19 protein-coding genes are annotated in these 25,578 nt (G+C 61.7%); 15 read left to right on the top strand and 4 right to left on the bottom strand.

The window, feature by feature from the left end:
- Positions 1-35: 35 nt before the first annotated feature.
- The 6 genes from proS (at position 36) to JHW44_RS07325 (ending at position 6,918) form a co-directional block, all read left to right on the top strand.
- Positions 36-1,394 (top strand): proline--tRNA ligase, encoded by a 1,359-nt coding sequence (proS, locus tag JHW44_RS07350; RefSeq protein WP_089343577.1) that lies wholly within the window; start codon positions 36-38, stop codon positions 1,392-1,394.
- Positions 1,395-1,643: 249 nt separating this feature from the next.
- A complete protein-coding gene (locus JHW44_RS07345; protein ID WP_089343578.1) occupies positions 1,644-2,828 on the top strand; it encodes an ABC transporter substrate-binding protein in 1,185 nt (394 codons plus the stop codon).
- Between the two features lie 115 nt (positions 2,829-2,943).
- Complete coding sequence (locus tag JHW44_RS07340) at positions 2,944-3,726, top strand: ABC transporter ATP-binding protein (RefSeq protein ID WP_089343579.1); 783 nt, start codon at positions 2,944-2,946, stop codon at positions 3,724-3,726.
- 5 nt (positions 3,727-3,731) lie between these two features.
- Positions 3,732-4,556 carry an ABC transporter ATP-binding protein gene (locus tag JHW44_RS07335; RefSeq protein WP_372799894.1) on the top strand — a complete coding sequence of 275 codons (825 nt, stop codon included), beginning with the start codon at positions 3,732-3,734 and terminating at the stop codon, positions 4,554-4,556.
- A gap of 3 nt (positions 4,557-4,559) precedes the next feature.
- Positions 4,560-5,567, top strand: a complete 1,008-nt coding sequence (locus JHW44_RS07330) for a branched-chain amino acid ABC transporter permease (protein ID WP_089343581.1) — start codon at positions 4,560-4,562, stop codon at positions 5,565-5,567.
- Positions 5,568-5,580: 13 nt separating this feature from the next.
- Entirely contained in the window at positions 5,581-6,918 is a 1,338-nt protein-coding gene (locus JHW44_RS07325) for a branched-chain amino acid ABC transporter permease (protein WP_089343582.1), read from the top strand.
- A gap of 90 nt (positions 6,919-7,008) precedes the next feature.
- Here JHW44_RS07325 and JHW44_RS07320 read toward each other — a convergent pair whose 3' ends face one another.
- Positions 7,009-7,554, bottom strand: coding sequence for a CAP domain-containing protein (locus JHW44_RS07320; protein WP_089343583.1), 546 nt, complete (start codon positions 7,552-7,554; stop codon positions 7,009-7,011).
- A 128-nt stretch (positions 7,555-7,682) separates the two neighbouring features.
- Between JHW44_RS07320 and guaA the strand changes: the two genes are divergently transcribed.
- From guaA to JHW44_RS07275, 9 genes are all read left to right on the top strand, one after another.
- Entirely contained in the window at positions 7,683-9,242 is a 1,560-nt protein-coding gene (guaA, locus tag JHW44_RS07315; protein ID WP_089343584.1) for a glutamine-hydrolyzing GMP synthase, read from the top strand.
- Positions 9,243-9,600: 358 nt separating this feature from the next.
- Positions 9,601-10,185 (top strand): ANTAR domain-containing response regulator, encoded by a 585-nt coding sequence (locus JHW44_RS07310; protein WP_089343585.1) that lies wholly within the window; start codon positions 9,601-9,603, stop codon positions 10,183-10,185.
- Positions 10,182-11,282: an ABC transporter substrate-binding protein gene (locus JHW44_RS07305; protein WP_089343586.1), complete on the top strand. Its 1,101-nt coding sequence runs from the start codon at positions 10,182-10,184 to the stop codon at positions 11,280-11,282. Before JHW44_RS07310 ends, JHW44_RS07305 begins: the two co-directional genes overlap by 4 nt.
- A 255-nt stretch (positions 11,283-11,537) precedes the next feature.
- Complete coding sequence (locus tag JHW44_RS07300) at positions 11,538-12,890, top strand: CmpA/NrtA family ABC transporter substrate-binding protein (protein WP_089343633.1); 1,353 nt, start codon at positions 11,538-11,540, stop codon at positions 12,888-12,890.
- Between the two features lie 59 nt (positions 12,891-12,949).
- The gene (locus JHW44_RS07295) at positions 12,950-14,032 is read left to right on the top strand and encodes an ABC transporter permease (RefSeq protein WP_089343587.1); all 1,083 of its coding nucleotides are present in this window, start codon (positions 12,950-12,952) and stop codon (positions 14,030-14,032) included.
- 5 nt (positions 14,033-14,037) lie between these two features.
- On the top strand, positions 14,038-15,711 hold the full coding sequence (locus tag JHW44_RS07290) for an ABC transporter ATP-binding protein (protein ID WP_089343588.1): 1,674 nt from the start codon (positions 14,038-14,040) through the stop codon (positions 15,709-15,711).
- A 3-nt stretch (positions 15,712-15,714) separates the two neighbouring features.
- Positions 15,715-18,159: a nitrite reductase large subunit NirB gene (gene nirB, locus JHW44_RS07285; protein ID WP_089343589.1), complete on the top strand. Its 2,445-nt coding sequence runs from the start codon at positions 15,715-15,717 to the stop codon at positions 18,157-18,159.
- The gene (nirD, locus tag JHW44_RS07280; RefSeq protein WP_089343590.1) at positions 18,156-18,491 is read left to right on the top strand and encodes a nitrite reductase small subunit NirD; all 336 of its coding nucleotides are present in this window, start codon (positions 18,156-18,158) and stop codon (positions 18,489-18,491) included. The genes nirB and nirD overlap by 4 nt, the downstream gene beginning before the upstream one ends.
- On the top strand, positions 18,488-21,109 hold the full coding sequence (locus tag JHW44_RS07275; RefSeq protein ID WP_089343591.1) for a nitrate reductase: 2,622 nt from the start codon (positions 18,488-18,490) through the stop codon (positions 21,107-21,109). Before nirD ends, JHW44_RS07275 begins: the two co-directional genes overlap by 4 nt.
- A 75-nt stretch (positions 21,110-21,184) precedes the next feature.
- Here the strand turns inward: JHW44_RS07275 and JHW44_RS07270 are convergent, their stop codons facing one another.
- From JHW44_RS07270 to JHW44_RS07260, 3 genes are read right to left on the bottom strand one after another with little or no spacing between them, the layout of a single operon-like run.
- Positions 21,185-22,240: a phosphotransferase family protein gene (locus JHW44_RS07270; protein WP_089343592.1), complete on the bottom strand. Its 1,056-nt coding sequence runs from the start codon at positions 22,238-22,240 to the stop codon at positions 21,185-21,187.
- A complete protein-coding gene (locus tag JHW44_RS07265; protein WP_089343593.1) occupies positions 22,233-24,359 on the bottom strand; it encodes a 3-hydroxyacyl-CoA dehydrogenase NAD-binding domain-containing protein in 2,127 nt (708 codons plus the stop codon). The genes JHW44_RS07270 and JHW44_RS07265 overlap by 8 nt, the downstream gene beginning before the upstream one ends.
- An 18-nt stretch (positions 24,360-24,377) precedes the next feature.
- Positions 24,378-25,568 (bottom strand): acetyl-CoA C-acyltransferase, encoded by a 1,191-nt coding sequence (locus tag JHW44_RS07260; protein ID WP_089343594.1) that lies wholly within the window; start codon positions 25,566-25,568, stop codon positions 24,378-24,380.
- Between the last annotated feature and the right edge of the window lie 10 nt (positions 25,569-25,578).

The following is a 25,578-nucleotide window of genomic DNA, read 5'->3' as shown; positions in this document are numbered from 1 at the left end:
CCTAGAGGTGACGCAAATGCTGAAATGAGGATGCCATGCGTCTGTCGCGATATTTTTTGCCCGTTCTGAAGGAAGACCCCAAGGAGGCCCAGATCGTCAGTCATCGCCTGATGCTGCGCGCCGGGATGATCAAGCAGCAGGCGGCGGGTATCTATTCCTGGCTGCCGCTTGGCTACAAGGTGCTGCGTCGCATCGAGCAGATCGTGCATGAGGAACAGGAACGTGCCGGGCATATTCCGCTGCTGATGCCGACGCTGCAGCCCGCCGATCTGTGGCGCGAAAGCGGCCGCTATGACGATTACGGCGAAGAGATGCTGCGCATCCGTGACCGGCAGAAACGCGACCTGCTTTACGGTCCGACCAATGAAGAGATGATCACCGACATCTTCCGTAGTCATGTGAACAGCTACAAGGATCTGCCCCTGACGCTGTATCATATCCAGTGGAAGTTCCGCGACGAGATCCGCCCGCGTTTCGGCGTCATGCGGGGCCGCGAGTTCCTGATGAAGGACGGATACAATTTCGACCTGACCAGGGAAGACGCGCTGCATGCCTATAACCGGCATCTGGTCAGCTATCTGCGCACCTATGAGCGCATGGGCCTGCAGGCGATTCCGATGCGCGCCGACGGTGGTCCGATCGGTGGCGACTATACCCATGAATTCCTGGTGCTGGCCGAAACCGGCGAGTCCGAGGTCTTCTATGACAGCGCCATCACCGATCTGACCTTTGGCGACCGCAAGATTGATTATGACGATCACGCCGAATGCCAGTCGGTGCTGGACGAATTCACCAGCCGCTATGCCCGCACGGATGAAACCCACGACGAGGCGGTCTTCAATCAGGTCCCCGAAGAGCGTCGCCGCAGCGCCCGGGGCATCGAAGTCGGCCAGATCTTCTATTTCGGCACCAAATATTCCGAGCCGATGGGCGCCACCGTGGTCGGTCCCGATGGCAACCGGGTTCCTGTGCATATGGGCAGCCATGGCATCGGCGTCAGCCGCCTGCTGGGGGCAATCATCGAGGCCAATCACGACGACAAGGGCATCATCTGGCCCGAAGGCGTGACGCCCTTCCATGCCGGCATCGTCAACCTCAAACAGGGCGACAGCGCCACCGACACGGCCTGTGACGAGATCTATGCCCAGTTGCGCGCCGCAGGGCTGGACCCTCTCTATGACGACCGTAATGATCGCGCCGGCGCGAAATTCGCCTCGATGGACCTGATCGGCCTGCCATGGCGCATTACCGTCGGACCGCGCGGTCTGGCTCAGGACAAGGTCGAGCTGACCAACCGGCGCAGCGGCGAGACGGTCGAGATCTCGCCCGCTGATGCGGTAGCGCGGCTGGTCGATATCTATCGTCCGGTCCTCGAAGCCTCCAGGAAAGTCTGACAGCCCTGCCATTGCGGCGGCGCGGATCATCGCGCCGCCATTTCGTGAATCAGCTTGTGGGCAGCCACCATTGATTCGCGCCGTTTTCCCCGACGTCACAGGCGGAAATTCCCGGATCGTCGAATTGTCATGCAGGGCGGGCTGGCCTGTCTGTAAATCCATGTCTGACGTTACGACAAGCTGCTTCCCTTTTATGCAACTCCCTTCTAACCTGCCTTCAGGACAATGTTCCAACTGGGAGAAAATACTATGAAAAAACTGCTTCTTGCGTCTGCCGCCGGGGCTCTGATCGCTGGCTCTGCCGGGGCCGAGGACATCAAGCTGGGCATCTCTCTGGGCTTTACCGGACCGCTGGAATCCATGGCCCCCGACATGGCCAATGGCGCCGAACTGGCCATGAAAGAGGTGACCGAATCGGGACTGCTTCTGGATGGTTCGACCGTCACGGCAGTTCAGGGTGATTCGACCTGTGCCGATGCTGCGGCAGCTGTGGCCACCGTCGAACGCCTGATTTCGGCCGAAGGCGTGAAGGGGATCATAGGCGGCATGTGCTCGGGCGAAACCATCGCCTCGCTTGAAAATGTCGCCAAGCCGAACGGCATCGTGATGATCTCGCCCTCGGCGACCTCGCCGGCGCTTTCGGACATCGAGGACAATGGCCTGTTCTTCCGCACGTCGCCTTCGGATGCACGTCAGGGCCAGGTCATGGCCGATATCATCATGTCACGTGGCATTGATACCGTCGCCGTCACCTATACCAACAACGACTATGGCAAGGGTCTGGCCGACAGCTTCCAGGCAGCCTTCGAGGCCGCTGGCGGCACCGTGACGGTAAATGCCGCCCATGACGACGGCAAGGCCGACTATTCGGCCGAGGTCGCGGCGCTGGCATCCGCCGGTGGCGATGCGCTGGTCGTGGCAGGCTATGTCGATCAGGGCGGTTCAGGCGTCGTGCGCGCCTCGCTGGACACCGGAGCCTTTGACACCTTCGTCTTCCCCGACGGCATGGTCGGCAACCAGCTGGTAGAGAACTTCGGTTCCGAAATCGACGGCAGCTTTGGTCAGAACCCGGCCGCCGAGGGCGAAGGCCGCGATACCTATCTGAAGCTGGCCGAAGAAGCCGGCTTTGACGGCAGCGGCGCATTCTCGGCCGAGGCCTATGACGCCGCGGCGCTGATCATGCTGTCGATGGCCGCCGCAGGTTCCTCGGACCCGGCCGAATACAAGGAAAAGGTGATGGATATCGCCAACGAGCCGGGCGAAGAGATCATGCCGGGCGAACTGGTCAAGGCGCTGGAAATCATCAATGGCGGCGGAGACGTGGATTACGTCGGTGCCACCTCGGTCGATTTCGTGGGCGGCGGCGAATCTGCTGGCATCTATCGCGAGGTTGCCTTTACCGACGGCAAAATGGAGATCGTGGGCTATCGTTAAGGCCTCGTGACCCTTCGGGCTCGGCCTTTTGGAGGCCGGGCCCCTTTTTATCAAATGACAAGAGCCGTCAAGACGGCCACACTTCACTTAAAACTGTGAAGACAGGGAAACGCATATGATCAGGGTCGAGGACCTTCACCGCCATTTCGGGGGCTTTCATGCCGTCGATGGCGCCAGCCTGACGATCGAAACGGGTTCGATCACCGGGCTGATCGGGCCGAACGGGGCCGGAAAATCAACGCTCTTCAACGTCATCGCCGGAGTTTTGCCGCCGACATCGGGGCGAGTCTTCATGGATGGCGAGGAAATCACCGGGATGCCGCCGCATGAGCTGTTTCATCGCGGGCTGCTGCGGACTTTCCAGCTGGCACATGAATTCTCCTCGATGACCGTTCGCGAAAACCTGATGATGGTTCCGGGTCAGCAAACCGGCGAAACCATCTGGAAGACATGGTTCAAGCGCGGGCAGATCGAACGTGAAGAGGCCAAGCTGCGCAAGAAGGCCGACGAGGTTCTGGATTTTCTGACCATCCGCCATCTCACCCATGAAAAGGCCGGCAACCTGTCAGGCGGCCAGAAGAAGCTGCTGGAGCTGGGCCGCACCATGATGGTCGATGCCAAGGTGGTCTTTCTGGACGAGGTCGGCGCCGGCGTGAACCGCACCCTTCTGGGCACGATCGGCGATGCCATCGTGCGGTTGAACAAGGAGCGGGGCTATACCTTCTGCGTCATCGAACATGACATGGATTTCATCGGTCGCCTTTGCGATCCGGTCATCGTCATGGCCGAGGGCAAGGTGCTGGCCGAGGGCAGCGCCGATCAGATCATGCAGAATGAGGAAGTGATCGAGGCCTATCTGGGCACCGGTCTGAAGAACAAGGACATGGTGGGCGCATGAGCGACATGGATCAGACCTTCGGAAATCGCGGCAATCGCGATGCTTCCGTCGTCAATCCCCATGGACGGGGAACCATTGACGGCTCGCGCAAATCCGGAGCCGTCGGCCCGGGCAGGACCGGCGACCCCTTCCTGATCGGGGACAGCATGTCGGGCGGCTACGGCCGGGGGCCCGACATCCTGCATGATTGCACCATCGCGGTCGAGCAGGGGCAGATCGCGGTCATCGTCGGCCCGAACGGGGCCGGCAAATCGACGGCCATGAAGGCCATCTTCGGGATGCTGGACCTGCGCAAGGGCAGCGTTCGCCTGAACGGCCAGGACATCACGGCGCTGAACCCGCAGGACAGGGTCAAGGCCGGCATGGGTTTCGTGCCGCAGGTGAACAATATCTTTCCGTCCATGACCGTCGAGGAAAACCTCGAGATGGGCGCTTTCATCCGCAATGACGATATTTCGGGCACGCTTGAACAGGTCTATGACCTGTTCCCCGCAGTTGCCGAAAAGCGCAGGCAGGCGGCGGGCGAACTGTCCGGCGGTCAGCGCCAGCAGGTTGCCGTAGGGCGCGCCCTGATGACTCGCCCGAAGGTGCTCATGCTGGACGAGCCGACCGCCGGGGTCAGCCCCATCGTCATGGACGAATTGTTCGACCGCATCATCGCCATCGCACGCGGAGGATTGCCGGTGCTGATGGTCGAACAGAATGCACAGCAGGCGATGAATATCGCCGACAAGGCCTATGTGCTGGTGCAGGGGGCGAATGCCCACACGGGCACCGGCAAGGAGCTTATGGCCAATGACGAGGTGCGCCGCACCTTCCTGGGGGGCTGAGCCATGGATATTCTTAACGCCCTCGTGGCCTTTCTGAACTTTGTCTTCATCCCGGCAGCCGCCTATGGCGCGCAACTGGCACTGGGGGCCCTGGGTGTCACGCTGGTCTACGGCATCCTGCGCTTTTCGAATTTCGCCCATGGCGACACGATGGCATTCGGGACGGCCGTGACGATCCTGGTGACCTGGGGGCTGCAGGCCATTGGAATTTCCTTTGGTCCGCTGCCCACGGCCCTACTGGCCCTGCCCTTCGGCATTGCCGCGACTGCCGCGCTGGTGCTTCTGACCGATCGCGCGGTCTATCGCTTTTATCGGGTCAAGAAGGCGGCGCCGATCATTCTGGTCATGGCGTCGGTCGGGGTGATGTTCCTGATGAACGGCATCACCCGCCTGCTGATTGGCGTGGACGAGCAGCGATTTTCCGATGGCACCCGTTTCGTGATGGATGTGCGCACCTTCAAGGCCATGACCGGTCTCAAGGAAGGTCTGGCCCTGAAGACGACACAGGTTCTGACGGTGGTTGTGGCCATGATCGTCGTCTGGGCGCTGTTCCGTTTCCTGAACCGTACCAAGTCGGGCAAGGCCATGCGCGCCTATTCCGACAATGAGGATCTGGCACTGCTGTCGGGCATTGACCCGGAAAAGGTGGTGCGGATGACATGGATCATCGCGGCCTCTCTGGCGACCATCGCCGGGGTGCTTTACGGACTGGACAAGGCCTTCAAGCCTTTCAACTATTTCCAGATCCTGCTGCCGATCTTTGCCGCTGCCATCGTGGGCGGGCTGGGCAATCCGCTGGGGGCCATCGCCGGTGGCTTCGTGGTCGCCTTTTCCGAGGTCGCGGTCACCTACCCCTGGCTGAAGGTGGCGCGCTATCTGTTCCCGGGGTGGGAGCCAGAGGGGCTGCTGCAATTGCTGGGCACGGAATACAAGTTCGCGGTCAGCTTCGTCATCTTGATTGCTGTGTTGCTGTTCAAGCCCACCGGGCTGTTCCGCGGCAAGTCGGTGTAAGGGAGGAACGGTCATGTCAACCAATCGCCAAGCCGCAGCCAGCAACCCATGGCGCGCCCCGATCCTCTTCGCGGTCCTTGCAGTCCTGTTCATTCTGGAAGGCACGGTCCGCAACTCGATGTTCTCGGGCAGCTGGAATACCGCGCTGGCCATCCTGAACATGGGACTCATCTCGGCCATTACCGCTCTGGGCGTGAACATGCAGTGGGGCTATGCCGGGCTGTTCAATGTCGGCGTCGTCGGTTTTCTGGCCCTGGGCGGGGTCGCTCCTGTCCTGATATCGCTCGAACCGGTCGAGGGTGCCTGGCAGGCGGGCGGCGCGCGCATCCTGATCGCTCTGGCTGTCGGAGTCGGCACTTTGGCGCTGGCCACTCAGGCATGGAAGCGCCTGAAAACCGGTCGCGGACTTGCCGTCCTGGTCATCCTGGTGGTCGGCTTCGTGGTCTATCGCGGGCTGTTCGATCCGGCCGTCGATGCCATCGAATCCAACAATCCCGCGCGCCACGGCAATCTGGGCGGGCTGGGTCTGCCGGTGCTGCTGTCATGGGCGGTCGGCGGGATCTTTGCCGCAGCCGCCGCATGGGCCGTGGGCAAGGTGGCCCTGGGCCTGCGCTCGGATTATCTGGCGATCGCCACGCTTGGCATCGGCGAGATCATCGTGGCCGTTCTGAAGAACGAAGACTGGCTGGCGCGCGGGGTAAAGAATGTCACCTCGATCCCCCGGCCGGTGCCCTATGAGATCGACCTGCAGCAGAATCCCGAATTCGTCGAATTCGCGACCCGCTGGGGATTCAGCGCCGCCGAGGCCTCGGGGATCTGGGTCAAGCTGTGCTACATGCTGCTGTTCCTGGTGGTGCTGCTGACCATCATCCTGCTGGCAGAACTTGCGTTGAAATCGCCCTGGGGGCGGATGATGCGCGCGATCCGCGACAATGAAACCGCGGCCGAGGCCATGGGCAAGGATGTGACGGCCCGCCATCTGCAGGTCTTCATTCTGGGTTCGGCCGTCATCGGCATCGCCGGTGCGATGATGATCACTCAGGATGGTCTGATGGCACCTGTCAGCTACAACCCGCTGCGCTATACCTTTCTGATCTGGGTGATGGTCATTGTCGGCGGGTCCGGCAACAACTGGGGTGCCGTTCTGGGCGCGATACTGATCTGGTTCCTCTGGATCAAGGTCGAGGTCTGGGGACCCGAGCTGATCGGTCTGCTGACATCGCCCTTGCCCGATGGCGGGCTGAAGGAACATCTGATGGACAGTTCGGCCCATATGCGATTCATCGCCATGGGGCTGGTGCTGCTGCTTGTGCTGCGTTTTGCGCCACGCGGGCTGGTTCCCGAGAACTGAGCGGAACACGGAAAACGAAACAGGCGCGGTCCCATCAGGGGCCGCGCCTTTTCAGTTTGGATGCCATTTCATCGCGCTGGCAGGGATGGTTCAGCGGCAGTCCTCGGCCAGAACCACGCTCCACCACAGGCGACCATCGGCCCCGCGCACGACACCCGCACCTTGTTCGGTGCTCATCTGGCTGAACAGTTCCTCGCGATGAGGCAGAGAACGCTGCCAGCCGGCCAGAATGCCCTCGGGGCTGCGACCGACCGCGACAAGCTGCGCGACGCCGCAGGTGTCATAGCCGACCGCGCGGGCGCGATCGACGATATTCGAACCGTCGGAGCCCGCCACCGTGGCACGGCCCGTCGCGGCCATGTCACAGGCATGGGCTTGCGCGATCTCGACCAGCTTCGGGTCCACATCCAGAACGCTCTTGCCTGCAGAAGCACGGGCGGCATTCACCGCATCCATCATCTGCTGCTGCATGGCAGGATCACCGCTGCAGCTTGATGCAAGGGATTGGCTTGTCGGTTTTGCCGTCGGTGCATCTTCCATCAGGATTTCGGTTTCATCCGTCACGCTGCCGCCCATGTCGCAGGCGGTCAGCAATGCCACCCCCAGGATGGAAGCAAAAAGAGTTCCGTATTTCATTTTCGACCCCGCCTTCGCAGTGAACTCGAGGCGATTTTAACCGCCTCATCCCTGATAGAACAACACAACCGCCGCTTTCGCGCCACAGACCTCTTGCGCGTCTGTGAAAGCGACCTTAAAGCGCAACCATGACCCAGCACCAGCGCCTTCTCATCATCGACTTCGGCTCTCAGGTGACACAGCTGATCGCGCGCCGTTTGCGCGAACTGAATGTCTATTGCGAGATCCGTCCCTTCAACTCCGTGACCGAGGACAACCTGCGGCAGATGGCGCCACGCGCCGTCATCCTGTCAGGCGGCCCGGCCAGCGTGACCGAAGACGGCAGCCCCCGCGCGCCTCAGGCGGTCTTTGAGCTGGGCGTGCCGGTCTTTGGTATCTGCTATGGCCAACAGGTCATGATGGCCCAGCTGGGCGGACGCGTCGAAGCCGGCCATCACGCGGAATATGGGCGTGCCTTCATCACCCCCGCCCCCGGTCACAAGCAGGACGGCATTTTCGCCGGGCTGTTCGAATCCGGACGCGAAGAAGTCTGGATGAGCCATGGCGACCGCGTGACCGAACTGGCACCGGGTTTCGAGGCCATCGGCACCTCGCCCAATGCGCCTCTGGCGATGATCGCGGATGAGACCCGTCATTTCTATGCGGTTCAGTTCCACCCCGAAGTGCATCACACCCCCAACGGGCGCAAGATGCTGGAAAACTTCGTGCGGCTGGCCGGATTCACCGGCGACTGGACCATGGCGTCCTACAAGGAAGAGGCGATCCGCAAGATCCGCGAACAGGTCGGAGACCGCAAGGTGATCTGTGGCCTGTCGGGCGGCGTGGACAGCAGTGTTGCCGCGGTCCTGATCCATGAAGCCATCGGCGATCAGCTGACCTGCGTTTTCGTCGATCACGGCCTGCTGCGCCAGAAGGAAGCTGACGAAGTCGTCAGCATGTTCCGCGACAACTACAATATCCCGCTGATCCACGCCGATGAAAGCGAGTTGTTCCTTGGGGCTCTGGAAGGGGTCAGCGATCCCGAGTTGAAGCGCAAGACCATCGGCAAGCTTTTCATCGATGTGTTCCAGAAATATGCCAATGGCATTGATGGCGCGGAGTTCCTGGCCCAGGGCACGCTTTATCCCGATGTCATCGAAAGCGTCAGCTTTTCCGGAGGACCTTCGGTCACGATCAAATCCCACCACAATGTTGGCGGGCTGCCCGAGAAAATGGGCCTGAAACTGGTCGAACCTCTGCGTGAACTGTTCAAGGACGAAGTGCGCGCCCTGGGTCGCGAACTGGGTCTGCCTGCCAGCTTCATCGGCCGCCATCCCTTCCCCGGCCCGGGTCTGGCGATCCGCTGCCCCGGAGAGATCACCCGCGAAAAGCTGGAGATCCTGCGCAAGGCGGATGCGGTCTTTATCGACCAGATCCGCAAACATGGCCTCTATGACGAGATCTGGCAGGCCTTCGTGGCCATCCTGCCGGTTCGCACCGTGGGCGTCATGGGCGACGGACGCACCTATGATTATGCCTGCGCGCTGCGCGCGGTGACTTCGGTCGATGGCATGACCGCCGACTACTATCCCTTTACCCATGAATTCCTGGGCGAAACGGCGACGAGAATCATCAATGAGGTCAAGGGCATCAACCGCTGCACCTATGACATCACCTCGAAACCTCCCGGCACGATCGAGTGGGAATGATCACGCCTCAAATGCTGGTTGATGTCGTTTCGCATCAACCAGCTTTTTGATTTCAAGTTGGCGATGCCCATCTGAATTCTGGCGTTCTGGCGGTCCCCGATCGGGTTTCCGAACGTGATACCCCGCCCCGTGCCCTCGATGCATCCGGCCCGCATACCGGGGGCTGGGCAAGGGCGGGGGCTGGGCAAGGGCTTGTCTCGCGCGCCGGTGACGGGCCGCCGGATTTGCAGGTGCATCCGCTGCGTGATCAGCCAACTTTCCTTGCTTGACGCCTATTTCACAGGCGTTCCGAGAGTTTCACAGACAGCAATGCCCTTTCTGATTGCCCTTTGGGCAATTTGCTGCAGAAGCTCTGCCCATGCATCGGCTGTTGAAGATTACCATTGTCGAAAGCGATCCGGCGCGGGCCGCCCTGATCGAAGAGAGTCTGTCGCGCGCGGGTCAGTATGAGCTGAACATCGTGTCCGACATGGCACGGCTGACAGAAGCAATCGTCGCCCATAATCCGGACATCGTGTTGATTGATCTTGATAATCCGTCGCGCGACGCGCTGGAGGCCTTGACTCTGGCTTCGGCGCCGCTGGAGCGGCCTGTCGCCTTGTTTGTCGATCAAAGCGATGCGAATTTGACGAGGATCGCGATCGAGGCCGGCGTGTCGGCCTATGTCGTCGACGGGCTGCGGTCAGAGCGGCTGAAGCCGATCATCGATGCGGCCGTGACACGTTTCAACATGTTCCGTCAGATGCGTGTCGAACTGGCCGCGACCAAACGCGCATTGGAAGAACGCAAGGTCATCGACCGTGCCAAAGGGCTGCTGATGAAAGCCAAAGGCATTGGCGAGGCGGATGCCTATGCCCTGTTGCGCCGAACGGCCATGGACCAGGGACGCAAGGTCATAGACATTGCCGAGGCGCTGGTCACGACAGCAGGTCTCTTGTCATGACGACAACACTGCATATAGGTTTCCTGCCGTTGATCGATGCGGCACCGCTGATTGTCGCCGCCGAAATGGGCTTTGACCGGGCGGAAGGCATCGCCCTGGACCTTCGCCGTGCGCATTCCTGGTCTGCATTGCGTGACATGGTCTCATTTGGGCAAGTCACCGCGGCTCAGATGTTATCGGCCATGCCTGTGGCGACTGCGCTTGGGCTTGGCGGTGCGGGGGCACCCCTTGCAGCCGTTGCCGTGCTGTCGACCAATGGCGAAGTGATTGGTGTCAGCAAGGCGATTGCCGCACGTATGCGCGAAGCTGGACACGCCTTCGCTCTGAACGACCCGGATGCTGCCGGCCGGGCCCTGATTGCTGCGGCGCGCGGGCCTTTGCGCATTGCAGTTCCCTTTCCGTTTTCGATGCATGCCGAACTGCTGTACTATTGGTTGACGGCACTGGGCCTGCCCGCCCCGGCCTCGGTCGACATCCGCACGGTTCCGCCACCGCTGATGGCGGCAGGGCTGGCGGCGGGTGAACTGGACGCCATCTGTGTGGGCGAACCCTGGGGATCCGTGGCGGTGGAAACCGGCGCAGGTGCTTTGCTGCTGCCCGGATCGGCCATCTGGGCCGGTGCTCCCGAAAAGGTGCTGGGCGTACGCGCCGATCTGGCCGATGCAAATCCCGAACCGCTGCGCGCGGCCATTCGTGCGCTGTGGCATGCAGGGCAATGGTTGAGTGATCGGCAAAGCCGCACCACCGCCTGCGAGCTGCTGGCAGGCAGCCAGTATCTGGATGTTCCCGCCGAAATCATCGACCGTGCCCTTTCTGGCCATCTGACCATTTCGGGGCGCGGCAAAAGCCGGCACGTCCCGAAATTCGTCGATTTCAGCCGCTATGCCCCGCATGCCGCACATGCAGCGTGGATTGGTGAACGGCTTGCAGCGCGCCTCGGGCTGGATCGGACCGCTGCGCGCACAGCCGCTATCGCGACATATCGCAGTGATCAGAATCGTGATGTTCTGCAGGCAATTCCCGGCTATCGCGAACGCGAAACGGCCCCGGATCGTTTTTTTGATGGTCAAGAATTAGGCCTGGCAACATCAGACTGACATGATTTTCGGCATCATCGCTCCAAGGGACAGATTTTACCCCCCTCGGACTGCAGTATCGTTGATTGCCCTGCCCCGGTCCGCTTTATTCGAAGTCAGGCAGACAATGGCGTTCGCCTGATCTCATCCCCAAAGTCCGGGTTCACCCGAGCAAAGCCGCTCGACCCTTCGTGCCAAAGCATGAGGCTGGTCGTCGGCTATTTTTCGTTTGTCCAGGCGCATTTTTCGTCCGCGGATCACCACAGGGACCACACCATGAAAAAACTTGTCTTCAGCCTGCTGGCTTCGACCCTGCTTAGCGGCCCTGCCCTTGCCCAGATGCTGGATCTGGAAAAGGATGAACTGACCTTTGGCTTTATCAAGCTGACCGATATGGCCCCCTTGGCCGTGGCCTATGAAAACGGCTATTTTCTGGACGAGGGCCTGTTCGTCACGCTGGAGGCTCAGGCCAACTGGAAGGTGCTGCTGGACGGTGTGATCGGCGGACAACTGGACGGCGCACATATGCTGGCCGGTCAGCCACTGGCTGCAACCATCGGCTATGGGACACAGGCGCATATCGTCACGCCCTTTTCGATGGATCTGAACGGGAACGGGATTACCGTGTCCAATGAGGTCTGGGCGCAGATGAAGCCCAATATTCCGACGGATACCGACGGCAAACCCCAGCATCCGATCAGCGCATCCGCATTGAAACCCGTGGTCGAAAGCTATCAGGCGGCCGGAAAACCGTTCAACATGGGAATGGTCTTTCCCGTATCGACCCACAATTACGAATTGCGCTACTGGCTGGCAGCGGGTGGTCTGAACCCCGGGTTCTATAGCCCCGATGACACTTCGGGACAGATCGGCGCGGATGTGGCGCTTTCGGTCACGCCCCCGCCGCAGATGCCCGCAACGCTGGAGGCAGGCACCATCAACGGCTATAGCGTGGGCGAGCCGTGGAACCAGCAGGCCGTCGTCAAGGACATCGGCGTGCCGGTCATCACCGATTACGAGTTGTGGAAGAACAACCCGGAAAAGGTCTTTGGCATCACCGAGGCCTTTGCCACGGAAAATCCCAACACCACCATTGCGCTGACCAAGGCCCTGATCCGCGCTGCCATCTGGCTGGACGAAAACGACAATGCCAATCGCGCCGAAGCAGTCGAGATCCTGTCGCGGCCCGAATACGTGGGGGCCGATCAGGATGTGATCGCCGCATCCATGACCGGCACCTTCGAATACGAAAAGGGAGACATTCGCGATGTGCCCGATTTCAACGTCTTTTTCCGGTATAACGCCACATATCCGTTCTATTCGGATGCCGTCTGGTACCTGACGCAGATGCGACGCTGGGGTCAGATTTCCGAACCCAGGGATGACGCATGGTTCGACAAGACCGCCAGATCGGTCTACCGCCCCGACATCTATCTGCGGGCCGCGCGTCTGCTGGTCGATGAGGGTCTGGCGTCCGAGGCTGATTTTCCGTGGGACAGCGACGGATACAGGGCACCGACGCCCGCCGCCGATGTCATCGACGGCATCCCCTATGACGGCAAGGCCCCCAATGCCTATCTGGACAGCTTGCCGATCGGACTGAAATCCGACGAGCCCGCCAACGGCTGACCCGCACGGGCTGCCCCCCACGGCCCAAACCCTTCAGTATAGCCATATCGGAGAGCGCCATGACCGCTGTCGACCCCGCACATCTTGCAGCCAAGCAACGCGAAGCCCGCCGCGCCATCTGGTTCACCCGCATCAACAAGGCAGACGCATGGTTTTCGGTGCTGGGCCTTGCCTGGATCGCACCTCTGATCAAGGCCCTCGCCGGTGATAACCCACGTGGCCAGCTAAAGGATGTCTGGCGTCTGCTGGGTGTGCCCCTGCTGTCCATCGTCGTGTTCCTGATGCTGTGGTCGACGCTGGCGCCCAAGGTCGTGACTTCGCTTGGGGCCATACCCGGTCCCGTCGCCGTATGGACCGAGGCGAAGGGCTTGCATCATGATGCCACCGTCAAATGGGAAAAACAGGCCAAGTTCGACGAACGTCTGGAACAGCGCAACCAACGGCTGATCGATGCCGGACGCGCATCCGAGGTGAAGGACATCGCCTATACCGGATCGCCGACCTATTACGGTCAAATCTGGACCTCGATCAAAACGGTGTTCTTCGGCTTCCTGATCGCTTCGGCGATCGCCATTCCGCTTGGCATCGCTGCGGGCCTTTCGCCCACGGCCAATGCGGCACTGAACCCGCTGATCCAGATTTTCAAGCCGGTATCGCCGCTTGCATGGTTGCCGATCGTGACCATGGTTGTCAGCGCAGTCTATGCCACGAACGACGGGCTGTTTTCCAAATCATTCCTTGTATCGGCCATTACCGTGACGCTGTGTTCGCTGTGGCCAACGCTGATCAACACGTCCCTGGGAGTTGCCTCGATTGATCGCGATCTGATCAGCGTCAGCCGCGTGTTGAAGATGAATACCTATACCAAGATCACAAAGCTGGTGCTTCCCTCTGCCCTGCCCCTGATCTTTACCGGCCTTCGCCTGTCGCTGGGGGTTGGCTGGATGGTTCTGATCGCCGCCGAGATGCTGGCCCAGAACCCCGGTCTTGGCAAATTCGTCTGGGACGAGTTTCAGAACGGCTCTTCGCAATCGCTGGCACGCATTATCGTCGCGGTGCTGACCATCGGCATCATCGGCTTCCTGCTGGATCGCGTGATGTTCGCCATGCAGTCATTCTTTACCTTTTCGGCGCAGCGGTGACCGGCATGAGCATCCTGCAGTTCAAGAATGTCAGCAAGGGTTTCGGCCAGGGAACAGATCACACACAGATCCTGCGCGACATCACACTTGATGTGGCCGAGGGCGAATTCCTTGCCATCCTCGGCTTCTCGGGCACGGGAAAATCGACCCTGATGAATCTGATCGCGGGACTGGAACAGCCCGACACCGGAAGCCTGACCTTTCGTGGCGATGCGATCACCGGCCCAGGCCCCGACCGTGGGCTGGTCTTTCAAAGCTACAGCCTGATGCCCTGGCTGACTGTCCGCGGCAACGTGATGCTGGCCATCGATGCGGTTCACGCCAGGCTGTCCAAGGCCGAACGTGCGACAAAGGCCGACAGCTATATCGCCATGGTTGGCCTGCCCCATGCGGCACATCGCTATCCGTCGGAACTCTCGGGCGGAATGCGTCAGCGCGTCGCCGTTGCCCGCGCGCTTGCGATGGAACCCGATCTGCTGCTGCTGGACGAACCGCTGTCGGCATTGGATGCCCTGACCCGTGCAAATCTGGCCGATGAAATTCTGGAGATCTGGGAAGCCGACAAGAAGACCTGCATCCTGATCACCAATGACGTGGATGAGGCGATCCTGCTTGCCGACCGCATCATCGTCCTGAACCCCGATGGGACCCTGGCCGATCCGGTGACGGTGAACATCCCCCGCCCGCGCAACCGCGATGCGATGAACCATGACGCCGGGTTCAAGAAGCTGCGCGCCTCGGTCACGCAATATCTGATGGATGTCGGTTTCGCGGCCAAATCCACGGAAACGCGGGGGCTGCCCGATGTCACGCCTGTCCACAAGATGATCCCAAACGCGTTGCGCGACGCCCGCGACGGCATGATCGACCGGCGGTTCCTGGATTTCTCACAACTGCACAAGGTCTACCCCACACCCAAGGGTCCGCTGACCGTGGTCGAGGATTTCAACCTCAAGGTCAATCAGGGCGAGTTCATCAGCCTGATCGGTCATTCAGGCTGCGGGAAATCGACCGTGCTGACAATGGCTGCGGGCCTGAACGAGATATCGAAGGGCGCGATTACATTGGACGGCAGCCATGTCGTCGGGGCCGATCCCGAACGCGCGGTCGTATTCCAGTCGCCCAACCTGTTCCCATGGCTGACCGCCAAGGAAAACGTCGCGATCGGCGTCGACAAGGTCTATCCCAGGGCCAGCCCGGCGGAACGCCAGGAAGTCGTTGAATACTATCTTGAACGGGTCGGCCTGGCCGATGCCATGGACCGTGGTGCGCAATCCATGTCGAACGGCATGAAGCAGCGTGTCGGCATTGCCCGAGCCTTTGCCCTTTCTCCCAAGCTGCTGTTGCTGGACGAACCCTTCGGCATGCTGGACAGCCTGACCCGCTGGGAACTGCAAGAGGTCCTGATGGAGGTGTGGTCACGCACCAAGGTCACCGCCATCTGTGTCACCCATGATGTCGATGAAGCGATCCTGCTGGCCGACCGCGTCGTCATGATGACCAACGGACCGCAAGCCACCATCGGCAAGATCACCGATGTGAACCTGCCACGTCCACGCACGCGCAAGGCGCTGCTGGCGCATCCAGACTATTATGCCTATCGCCAAGAGGTTCTTGATTTCCTTACGGAATATGAACACGGCGCCAAACCGAAACGCAACCCCATCGCTGCGGAGTAAGCCATGACCAGAAACCTGATCGTCATAGGGGCCGGGATGGCCTCGGGCCGGATGCTGGAGCATCTTTTCGAAACCCAACCGGGTGAATGGAACGTCACCCTGTTCAACGCCGAACCGCGCGGAAATTACAACCGGCTGATGCTGTCGCCGGTGCTGTCGGGCGACAAGACCTATGCCGAGATCGTCACCCATGATGATGATTGGTACGCTGCGCAATCCGTGACCTGTCGCTTTGGCGAAAAGGTCCAGAGGATCGACCGCGAGCGCCGCGTCGTCATCGGCGAGAGGGGTGAACTCGCCTATGACCGCCTTGTCATGGCCACCGGGTCGAACCCCTTCATGATCCCGCTGCCGGGCCATGATCTGCAGGGTGTCATCCCCTATCGCGATCTGGATGATACCGAACGCATGATGGGTCTGGCCAAGAAACCGGGGGCAAAGGCCGTGGTCATCGGCGGCGGGCTGCTTGGGCTCGAAGCCGCCGCCGGCATGGCGGCACGTGGTGTCGATGTTACCGTCATTCACGTCATGGGCCACCTTATGGAACGTCAGCTGGACGAAGCGGCGGGATACCTTCTGAAAAAGGCACTGGAGGCAAAGGGCATTACCGTCCTCACCTCGGCCAATTCTTCGGAAATCATCGGCACCGACGGTCATGTCAGCGGTCTGCGCCTGGATGACGGCCGTGTCATCGCCTGCGACCTGCTGGTCATGGCCGTGGGGATCCGTCCCAATGTGGCACTGGCCAAAGAGGCCGGTCTGGCTGTCGGTCGCGGCATCCACGTCGATGACGCCATGATCACATCGGACCCGAATATTCTGGCAATCGGGGAATGCGTCGAACATCAGGGCGCGGTTTTCGGCCTGGTCGCGCCGCTTTACGATCAGGCCAGGGTGGCCGCCGATACATTGGGTGACACGCCCGCAAGCTTTGCCCCGAAAGAGGTCGCAACCAAGCTGAAGGTGACCGGCTGCGATCTGTTCAGCGCGGGTGATTTCGCCGATGCTGACGATCGCGAGGATATCATCTTCCGCGATCCCGCGCGTGGTATCTACAAGCGACTTGTGCTTGAAGGCCAGCGCCTGATCGGGGCCGTCATGTATGGCGATACCGGCGACGGTCCATGGTTTCACGGTCTGATCAAGGACCGCACGGACATCAGCGACATGCGCGACACGCTGATCTTTGGCCCCGCGTTCCAGGGGGGTGCCCAGGCGGACCCTTTGGCGGCCGTTGCAGCCTTACCGGCTGACGCAGAAATCTGCGGCTGCAACGGCATATGCAAATCCCGCATCGTCGATGCGATCCAGGGCGGTGCCCGGACGCTGACCGATGTGCGCGAGCAGACCAAGGCCAGCGCATCCTGTGGCACCTGCACCGGTCTGGTGGAACAGGTCATGGCCATGACTCTTGGCGACAGCTTCGAGGTCGAGACCGTCAAGCCGATGTGTTCCTGCACATCGCTGACCCATATGGATGTCCGCCGCCTGATCAAGTCACGGGAACTGAAGTCGATGGCTGCCGTCATGCAGGAATGCGGCTGGAAAACATCCTGCGGCTGCGCCTCGTGTCGTCCGGCACTGAACTACTATCTGCTTTGCGACTGGCCCGGCGAATACCGCGACGACGATCAAAGCCGTTTCGTGAACGAACGCATGCATTCCAATATCCAGAAGGACGGCACCTATTCCGTCGTGCCACGCATGTGGGGTGGCATCACCACTGCCGATGAACTGCGCGCGATCGCCGATGCGGCAGACAAGTACCAGGTACAGACCGTCAAGGTCACCGGCGGACAGCGCATCGACCTGCTGGGCGTCAAGAAGCAGGACCTGCCCGACATCTGGGCCGATCTGAACGCGGCCGGCATGGTCAGCGGACAGGCCTATGCCAAGGGCCTGCGCACGGTGAAAACCTGTGTCGGCACCGACCATTGTCGTTTTGGGACACAGGACAGTACAGGTCTTGGCATCCGTCTGGAAAAGGCCCTGTGGGGGGCATGGACGCCCGCCAAGGTCAAGATGGCGGTATCGGGTTGTCCGCGCAACTGTGCCGAAAGCACCTGCAAGGATGTGGGCGTGATCTGCGTCGATTCAGGCTATATCCTGCATATCGGTGGTGCGGCTGGCCTGCATATCCAGGGCACGGTGATCATGTGCACCGTCAAGACCGAAGACGAGGTCATGGAATACTGCGCAGCGGTCATCCAGCTGTATCGCGAAGAAGCCGCCTATCTTGAGCGGATGTACAAGTGGCTGGACAATGTCGGCCTGGATCACATCGTCGAACGTGTGGTGACGGATGGAGACAGCCGCAAGGCACTGGCCGAGCGGTTCCATTTCGCCCAGCAGTTCATGCAGCAAGACCCCTGGGCAGAACGCACCAAGGCCAGCTACCGCGAACTGTATTCCCCCCTTGCAGATCTGACCATGGAGGCCGCGGAATGACCTGTTGGACCGATATCGGCGCATTGAACGACATCCCCGAACGGGGCGCCCGCGTGGTGAAGACCCATATGGGCTGCATCGCGATCTTTCGCACCATTGATGACGAAGTCTTTGCCATCGATGACAGCTGCCCCCATAAGGGAGGCCCCCTGTCCGAAGGTATCGTGCATGGCAAATCGGTGACATGCCCGCTGCACAACATGGTTCTGCGGCTGGATACCGGGCTGGCTCAGGGATCTGATACGGGGGCAGTCAACACCTATCCCCTCCGGGTCGAGGCCGGACGCATCATGCTGGACACGCAAGGGCTGCGGCGGGAGCGGGTTGCATGACCGACGAGATCCGGACCACCTGTGCATATTGCGGGGTCGGATGCGGCATCCTGGCCAAAGCCGATGGTCAGGGCGGCGTCACCCTGCGCGGCGATCCCGACCATCCGGCCAACCAGGGGCGCCTGTGTTCAAAGGGCTTTGCATTGGGCGAAACCCTGTCTCTGGATGACCGGCTGCTGGCCCCGCGCATCAATGGCATCGAAAGTGACTGGGACAGCGCGCTGGCATTGGTCGCCGAGCGATTCTCGCAAACAATCGCGACGCATGGGCCGGATTCCGTCGCTTTCTATGTCTCGGGTCAGCTCCTGACCGAGGATTACTATGTCGCCAACAAGCTGATGAAGGGGTTTATCGGGTCAGCCAATATCGATACCAATTCCCGCCTCTGCATGGCCTCGACCGTGGCGGGGCACAAGCGCGCCTTTGGCGCGGACACGGTTCCGGGAACTTACGAGGATCTGGAATTGGCCGATCTGGTCGTTCTGACCGGCAGCAATCTGGCTTGGTGCCACCCGGTCCTGTATCAACGCATCGCCGCCGCGAAAGAGGCCCGCCCCGACATGCGTGTCGTCGTCATCGACCCGCGCCGCACGGCGACCTGCGATCTGGCAGATCTGCATCTGGCACTGGAACCAGGCAGCGACGTGGCCTTGTTCAACCGCCTTCTCGCCGCAATCCATGCAGGCGGCGCGGTGAACCGCGAATACCTCCGGCACGTCTCGGGTTTTGACGACTCCTTGCGTGTCGCGTTGGCCGAGGATGGCGCAGCCACCGGTCTGCCCCCTGATCAGATCGATGAATTCTGCCAGTTGTGGCTGGGCACGGAAAAGGTCGTCACAGTCTTCAGCCAGGGAGTGAACCAATCGTCGTCAGGGACCGACAAGGTCAATGCGATCATCAACTGTCATCTGGCGACAGGACGTATCGGCAAACCCGGCATGGGGCCGTTCTCCGTAACCGGGCAACCCAATGCGATGGGCGGACGAGAGGTTGGCGGTCTGGCCAACTCTCTGGCCTGCCATCTGGATCTGGAAAATCCCGACCACCGCGAAAGGCTGCGCGACTTCTGGAATGCACCCGCAATCCCTGCCCAGGCGGGACTGAAAGCCGTTGATTTGTTCGACCGGGTCCGCAGCGGCCACATCAAGGCATTGTGGATCGTCTGCACCAATCCTGCCGCCACCATGCCCGACGCCAATATCGTGCAAGAGGCCATTGCCGGTTGCGATTTTACGGTCGTCAGCGACCTGACCGCCCGGACAGATACCGCGCGTCTGGCAGATGTGTTGTTGCCCGCCACCGGCTGGGGAGAAAAGGACGGCACCGTCACCAATTCCGACCGCACCATCAGCCGCCAGCGGGCCATCATGCGCGCACCGGGCCAGGCGCGCCACGATTGGGACATCATGGCCGAGGTTGGCCGCCGCATGGGCTGGACCGAGGCCTTCGACTATTCCAGCCCGGCCCAGATATTCGACGAACATGCGCGGCTGTCGGCCATCGCGGCGGCCGAAGGACGTGACTTCGACATCTCCGGACTGACCGGGCTGGGCCGGGACGGGTACGATGCGCTGCCCCCTACCCGCTGGCCCATCACGGCCCAAGGCCAGCAGGCGCGTTTCTTCGCCGACGGTGGCTTCTTCACCGATAATGGCCAGGCACGAATGATCCCCGTGAGCGCGCGTCCACCGGTTGCACAAACCGATGCCGCTTTTCCCTTCCGCCTGAACACCGGTCGCATCCGCGACCAATGGCACACGATGACGCGCACCGGCAAATCGCCGCGGCTGAACCAGCATCTGGGAGAGCCGTTCCTCGAAATACACCCTGATGATGCGGCGCAGCTTGGGATTCCGCCTGCCGGTCTGGTCGAGGTCAGCAGTCCCGCAGGCCGCTGCATCCTGCGCGCATTGGTCACCGACCGCGTGCGGTGCGGTCACGTCTTTGCGCCCATGCATTGGAGCGGACAGAGCGCCCCGACGGGTCGTATCGATGCGCTGGTATCAAGCATCGTTGATCCAGTGTCTGGCCAACCGGAGAGCAAGGCCGCCGCAGTCGCCATTGCGCCCCATGACACCGCATGGTTCGGTTTTGCCATCAGCACCACCGAATTCCGGCCTGATTGCACCTATTGGGCGCGCTGTTGCGTGGCGAAAGGCTGGCGAAGCGAATTGGCCGGAACCAGAGAGGCGCAGGATTGGGAAACCTATGCCCGCGCCCTGTTTTCCCTGCCGGATGCCCGGTGCCAGAGCATCTCCGACCCGGCAACCGGCACCGCCCGCCTTGCATTTCTTGACGGTGATACATTGCTGGCGGCTCTCTTCGTGTCCCGCAATCCTGTTTCCCTGTCGCGTGACCATATTGCGGCGCAACTTGGATCGACCGGAACTGCGCCGCTGTCAGGGCGCCCCGGTCGCGATGCATCCGACCCCGGCCCGGTTGTATGCGCATGCCTCAATGTTGGCATGAACACGATCCGGGAAGCCATCGCCAGCGGGCAGGCCTGCAGCGTGGCAAGGGTCGGCGACTGCACCGGAGCGGGAACCAACTGCGGATCATGCCGACCTGAAATTGCCGTGCTGCTGGGGCAGGTCAGGCAAATGGAGGCTGCCGAATGATGCCCGCCCGTATCACGCGATTTTTCTGTCCGAAGAAACGGATTCAAGGAACCGATCCACGATCCGCCCCGCGCATCAGAAGTTCTGCTCGACAATTCTCCACGCATTTTCTGCTCTGACGCGGGCAAGATGTCCAAGCGACAAGGCCTTGCGCGAAGAGGCATTGCCCTCCAGCCCCCGCTTGTAGACGCCCTGGATGATCGCCGCGCTGCGAAAGAAGGAAAACACGACGAAGAACAGGTGGTTGGAAATCCGGTCCCGCCCCGAATAATGGCAATAGAGGTCCAGGAACTCCTGTTCAGTGGGAATGCCAAGGGCCGTGAAGTCCAGCCCCTTGAACTGTCCGGTGGGCAATTGATCGGCGTGATAATTGGCGCAGACATAACCCAGATCGGCCAGAGGATGCCCAAGGGTGCAAAGTTCCCAGTCAAGCAGGGCGATCACCTCGGGGGAATGCTGGCCCGCCATGGCGTTGCCCGGCCGGAAATCGCCATGCACGATTGCGGCTTCGTCATCCTGAGGCAGATTGGCCGGCAGCCAGTCCATCAGTTTGTCCATCGCCGCGATGGTTTCGGTTTCCGTTGCGACATATTGCTTGCTCCAGCGCTGGACCTGCCGCGACAGGAACCCTTGCGGGCGGCCGAAATCGGCCAGCCCCACCGTCTCGGGACGCACCGCGTGCAGATCGGCCAGCGCCTTGATGAAGCTGTCATAGAAGGCCCGTCTGTCCGGCGGGGTCAATCCGGGCAGGCTGGGATCATGGAAGACCCGACCTTCAACCATTTCCATGACATAGAAATCGCTTCCGATGATCGAAGCATCGCGACACAGATGCAGCATCCGGGGCACCGGGACCGGCGTATCGCGCAGCGCCTCCATGACCCGATATTCCCTGTCCACGGCATGAGCCGAAGGCAACAGCGTGCCCGGTGGCTTCTTGCGCAGCACGTATTTGCGATCCCTGACCGCAAGTTGATAGGTCGGATTGCTTTGCCCGGCATTGAACTGGCGTACCGTCAGCGGGCCGTCGAAACCCGGCAGGATATCGGCAAGATAGCGTTGCAGCGCGGCCTCGTCAAAGCTGAGTGCCTCGCTGACAGTGACCAGAGGCGGTCCGCCATTTTCACTCATGGGAGTTTCTCTTTTCGGTCGTTGAAAGTGGTTGGTCGTTCATCGGCGCAAAGCCTTCCCCCGCCTGCGCCATGCGGCGCAGCAGTTCGGGCACGCGCCAGAACTGCGGGTCTTCGCGGGAGAATCTCTCGATCCGGTCGATCAGGACGGGCAGCCCGATCCGATCCGCCTGGAACATCGGCCCGCCGCGATGGCGGGGAAAGCCATAGCCGAACAGTTCGACCGCATCGACATCGACCGGACGCAGCGCCACACCCTCTTCGATGACGCGCACGGCCTCGGCGATCATCGCCGTCAGGCAGCGGTCGACGATCTCCTGATTGCTGAACGCGCGCGCGGTGATACCCAAGACCCTGCGTTCATCATCGATGATTGCCAGAACATCGGGATTGGCACGCCGGGGTGCGGCCTTGTCATAGATGTAATAGCCGCGACCGGTCTTGCGCCCGTACCAGCCCTGCGCGCAGATCAGATCGGCCACGCGAGAATAGCGTTCATCCGGGGGGCGGGTCGCGGCCTTGCGGTCACGGGTGGCCTTGGCAACGTCCAGCCCGGCCAGGTCCGAGACCGCAAAGGGCCCCATCGCAAAGCCGAATTCCTCTAGTGCGCTGTCAATCTCTTCAAAGCTGGCGCCATCCAGCAACAGGTATTCGGCCGCGCGTCGGTATTGGGTCAGGATGCGATTGCCGATGAAACCATCGCAGACCCCTGCCCGCACCGGCACCTTGCCCAACCTGCGCGCCAGCGCGAAGGCGGTGCTGACGCAATCCGGCGCAGTCCGATCCGCCACGACCACCTCAAGCAGCCGCATGATATGTGCGGGCGAAAAGAAATGCAGGCCGATCACATCCGCCGGGCGCGAGGTGGCCTCGGCGATGAGATTCACATCCAGATAGGAGGTATTGCTGGCCAGAATCGCGCCGGTCTTGCAGATCCGGTCCAGCCGGGCGAAGAGTTCGGTCTTGGCCGAGATATCCTCGAAAATGGCCTCGATGACCAGATCCGCATTCGCCGCCGCCTCCAGCGCCTCGCCACAACTGAAACCCAGCAGAGCATCGCCATGGCCATTCGCGGTCAGCTTGCCCCGCTTCAGGGCGCCGGCCAGATTGGCCTCGATAGCGGCGCGCACCGCTGGCAGGCGCTCACCCTGTGCCTCGATCAACTGCACGCGATAGCCTGCGATCAGCAGGCTGGTGGCAATGCCGACGCCCATGGTACCGCCACCGATCACCGCCACCTGTTCGATCAGGCGCAGGGGTGCCGTGCTTTCGGGGATCTTGCTGGTGGCGCGTTCGGCAAAAAAGGCATGAACCAGACCGGCGCGTTCCTCGCCCTGCATCAGTTCCATGAACAGGGCGCGTTCCCTTGCAAGCCCCTCCTCGATGGGCAGGCTTGCCGCGGTGACCGCCTCCAGCGCCTTCAGTGGCGCAAGCAGCGCGGGTCGTTTGGCCGTCAGGCGTTGGCGCGCTGCTTCGACGGCTTGCGGATCTTCGCCCGCGCTCAGCCTGTCGGTCTGGCGCGGCGTCAGCCGGCCGGCCAGAATATCGCGCGCGGCAGCCAGCCCGGCCTCACGAGGGGACCCATCGGCCAGCCGGTCAATGATGCCCAGACCAAGGGCCTCTTGTGCCCCGACCTCGCGCCCCGAGCAGATGATGTCGATTGCAGCTGCGATCCCCGTCAGCCGGGGCAGGCGCTGCGCACCGCCGGCACCGGGCAACAGCCCCAGCCGGACCTCGGGCAGCGCAATGCGCAGACCGTTCAGCCCGACCCGCAGATGGGTGGCCAGCGCCAGTTCCAGCGCTCCGCCAAAGGCCACACCATGCAGGGCCGTGACCACGGGCTTGTCGCTATCCTGCAATGCCTTGAGAACCTGCGGCAGGGTCGGTTGAAGATCGGCCTTGCCGAAATCCTTGATGTCGGCCCCGGCGGAAAAGAAACGCCCCTCGCCATAAAGAACGATTGCCTTGACCGCCGGATCGTCGCGCAGCGTCCCATAGGCCGCGTGAATGGCTGTGCGCAATGCCACACCCAGCGCATTGACCGGTGGTTTGTTCAGGCAGATCAGGCCGATTCCGTCTTCGATCTCGACCCGCAGGATATCCGTGATTGCATCCTTCATTTCGGTCTTTCTCCCCGCTCAGTCCAGCCGTTCGATGATCATTGCAATGCCCTGGCCGAAGCCGATGCACATCGACAGGCAGGCATAGCGCCCGCCGATGGCCTCTAGCTGGCGCAGCCCGGTCAGGATCAACCGCGCCCCCGAAGCCCCAAGCGGATGGCCGATGGCGATGGCCCCACCATTTGGATTGAGCCGGGGCTCGTCATGCGCCAGACCAAGACTGTCGCAACATGCCAGCACCTGCGCGGCAAAGGCTTCGTTGATTTCCAGCACATCCATTTGCGACAGGGTCAGCCCGGCGCGATCCAGCGCCTTGGGAATGGCCTGCGCCGGACCCAGCCCCATGACCCGTGGTGCCACGCCCGAGACCGCCCCGGCAAGGATGCGTGCGCGCGGCCTGGAACCCAGGCCGGCACGGCCGATCACCAGCGCCCCGGCACCGTCATTGATCCCCGAGGCATTGGCCGCCGTGACCACGCCATCCGTGGCCAGGCTGGGCAACCGCGCCATCCTGTCCAGCGTCGTGTCCGGACGGGGGTGTTCGTCCCGATCCACCACCTGAACGGCCCCTTTGGGCCCGGTGATGGAAACTGGGATGATCTCATCGGCAAAGAAGCCGCTGGCCCGCGCGCTTTCGTAACGTTGCTGGCTGGCGAGGGCATAGCGATCACAGGCGTCGCGCGAGATGCCGAATTCCGCCGCAAGATTGTCGGCGGTCTGCGGCATGCTGTCGCCGCCGAACTGCGCCTGGAAGCGGGGGTTGGGAAAAGGCTTTCCCGCAGTGGCATCATGGATCTCGCCCTTGCGCGACCATGCGGTTGCAGCCTTGGCCATGACCAGCGGCGCGCGTGTCATGCTTTCGACCCCGCCCGCGACGAAAAGTTCGCCCTCGCCAAGAGTGACGGCCCGTGCCACATCCAGCGCAGCTGCCATCCCCGAGCCACACAGCCGGTTGACGGTCTGCGCTCCGGCCTCTTGCGGCAGTCCGGCAAGCAAGCCCGCAAAGCGCGCCAGGTTGCGACTGTCCTCGCCGGACTGGCAGACATTGCCCAGCACCACGTCCTCGATCTTGCCCTGCGGCAGATCGCTTCGCGCCATCAGGGCCGCAATGACCTGGGCCATCAGATCGTCGGGGCGGATATCGGCCAGTGCGCCGCCGTACCGTCCAAAAGGACTGCGCAAACCGTCATAGATATAGGCGTCAAGCATTCCGTGCTCC

It is taken from the genome of Paracoccus seriniphilus (genome assembly GCF_028553745.1).
In the GTDB taxonomy this organism is placed as follows: domain Bacteria; phylum Pseudomonadota; class Alphaproteobacteria; order Rhodobacterales; family Rhodobacteraceae; genus Paracoccus; species Paracoccus seriniphilus.
Note: the sequence above shows the minus strand (reverse complement) of the source record. Positions and strands in the feature narration are given on the sequence as shown.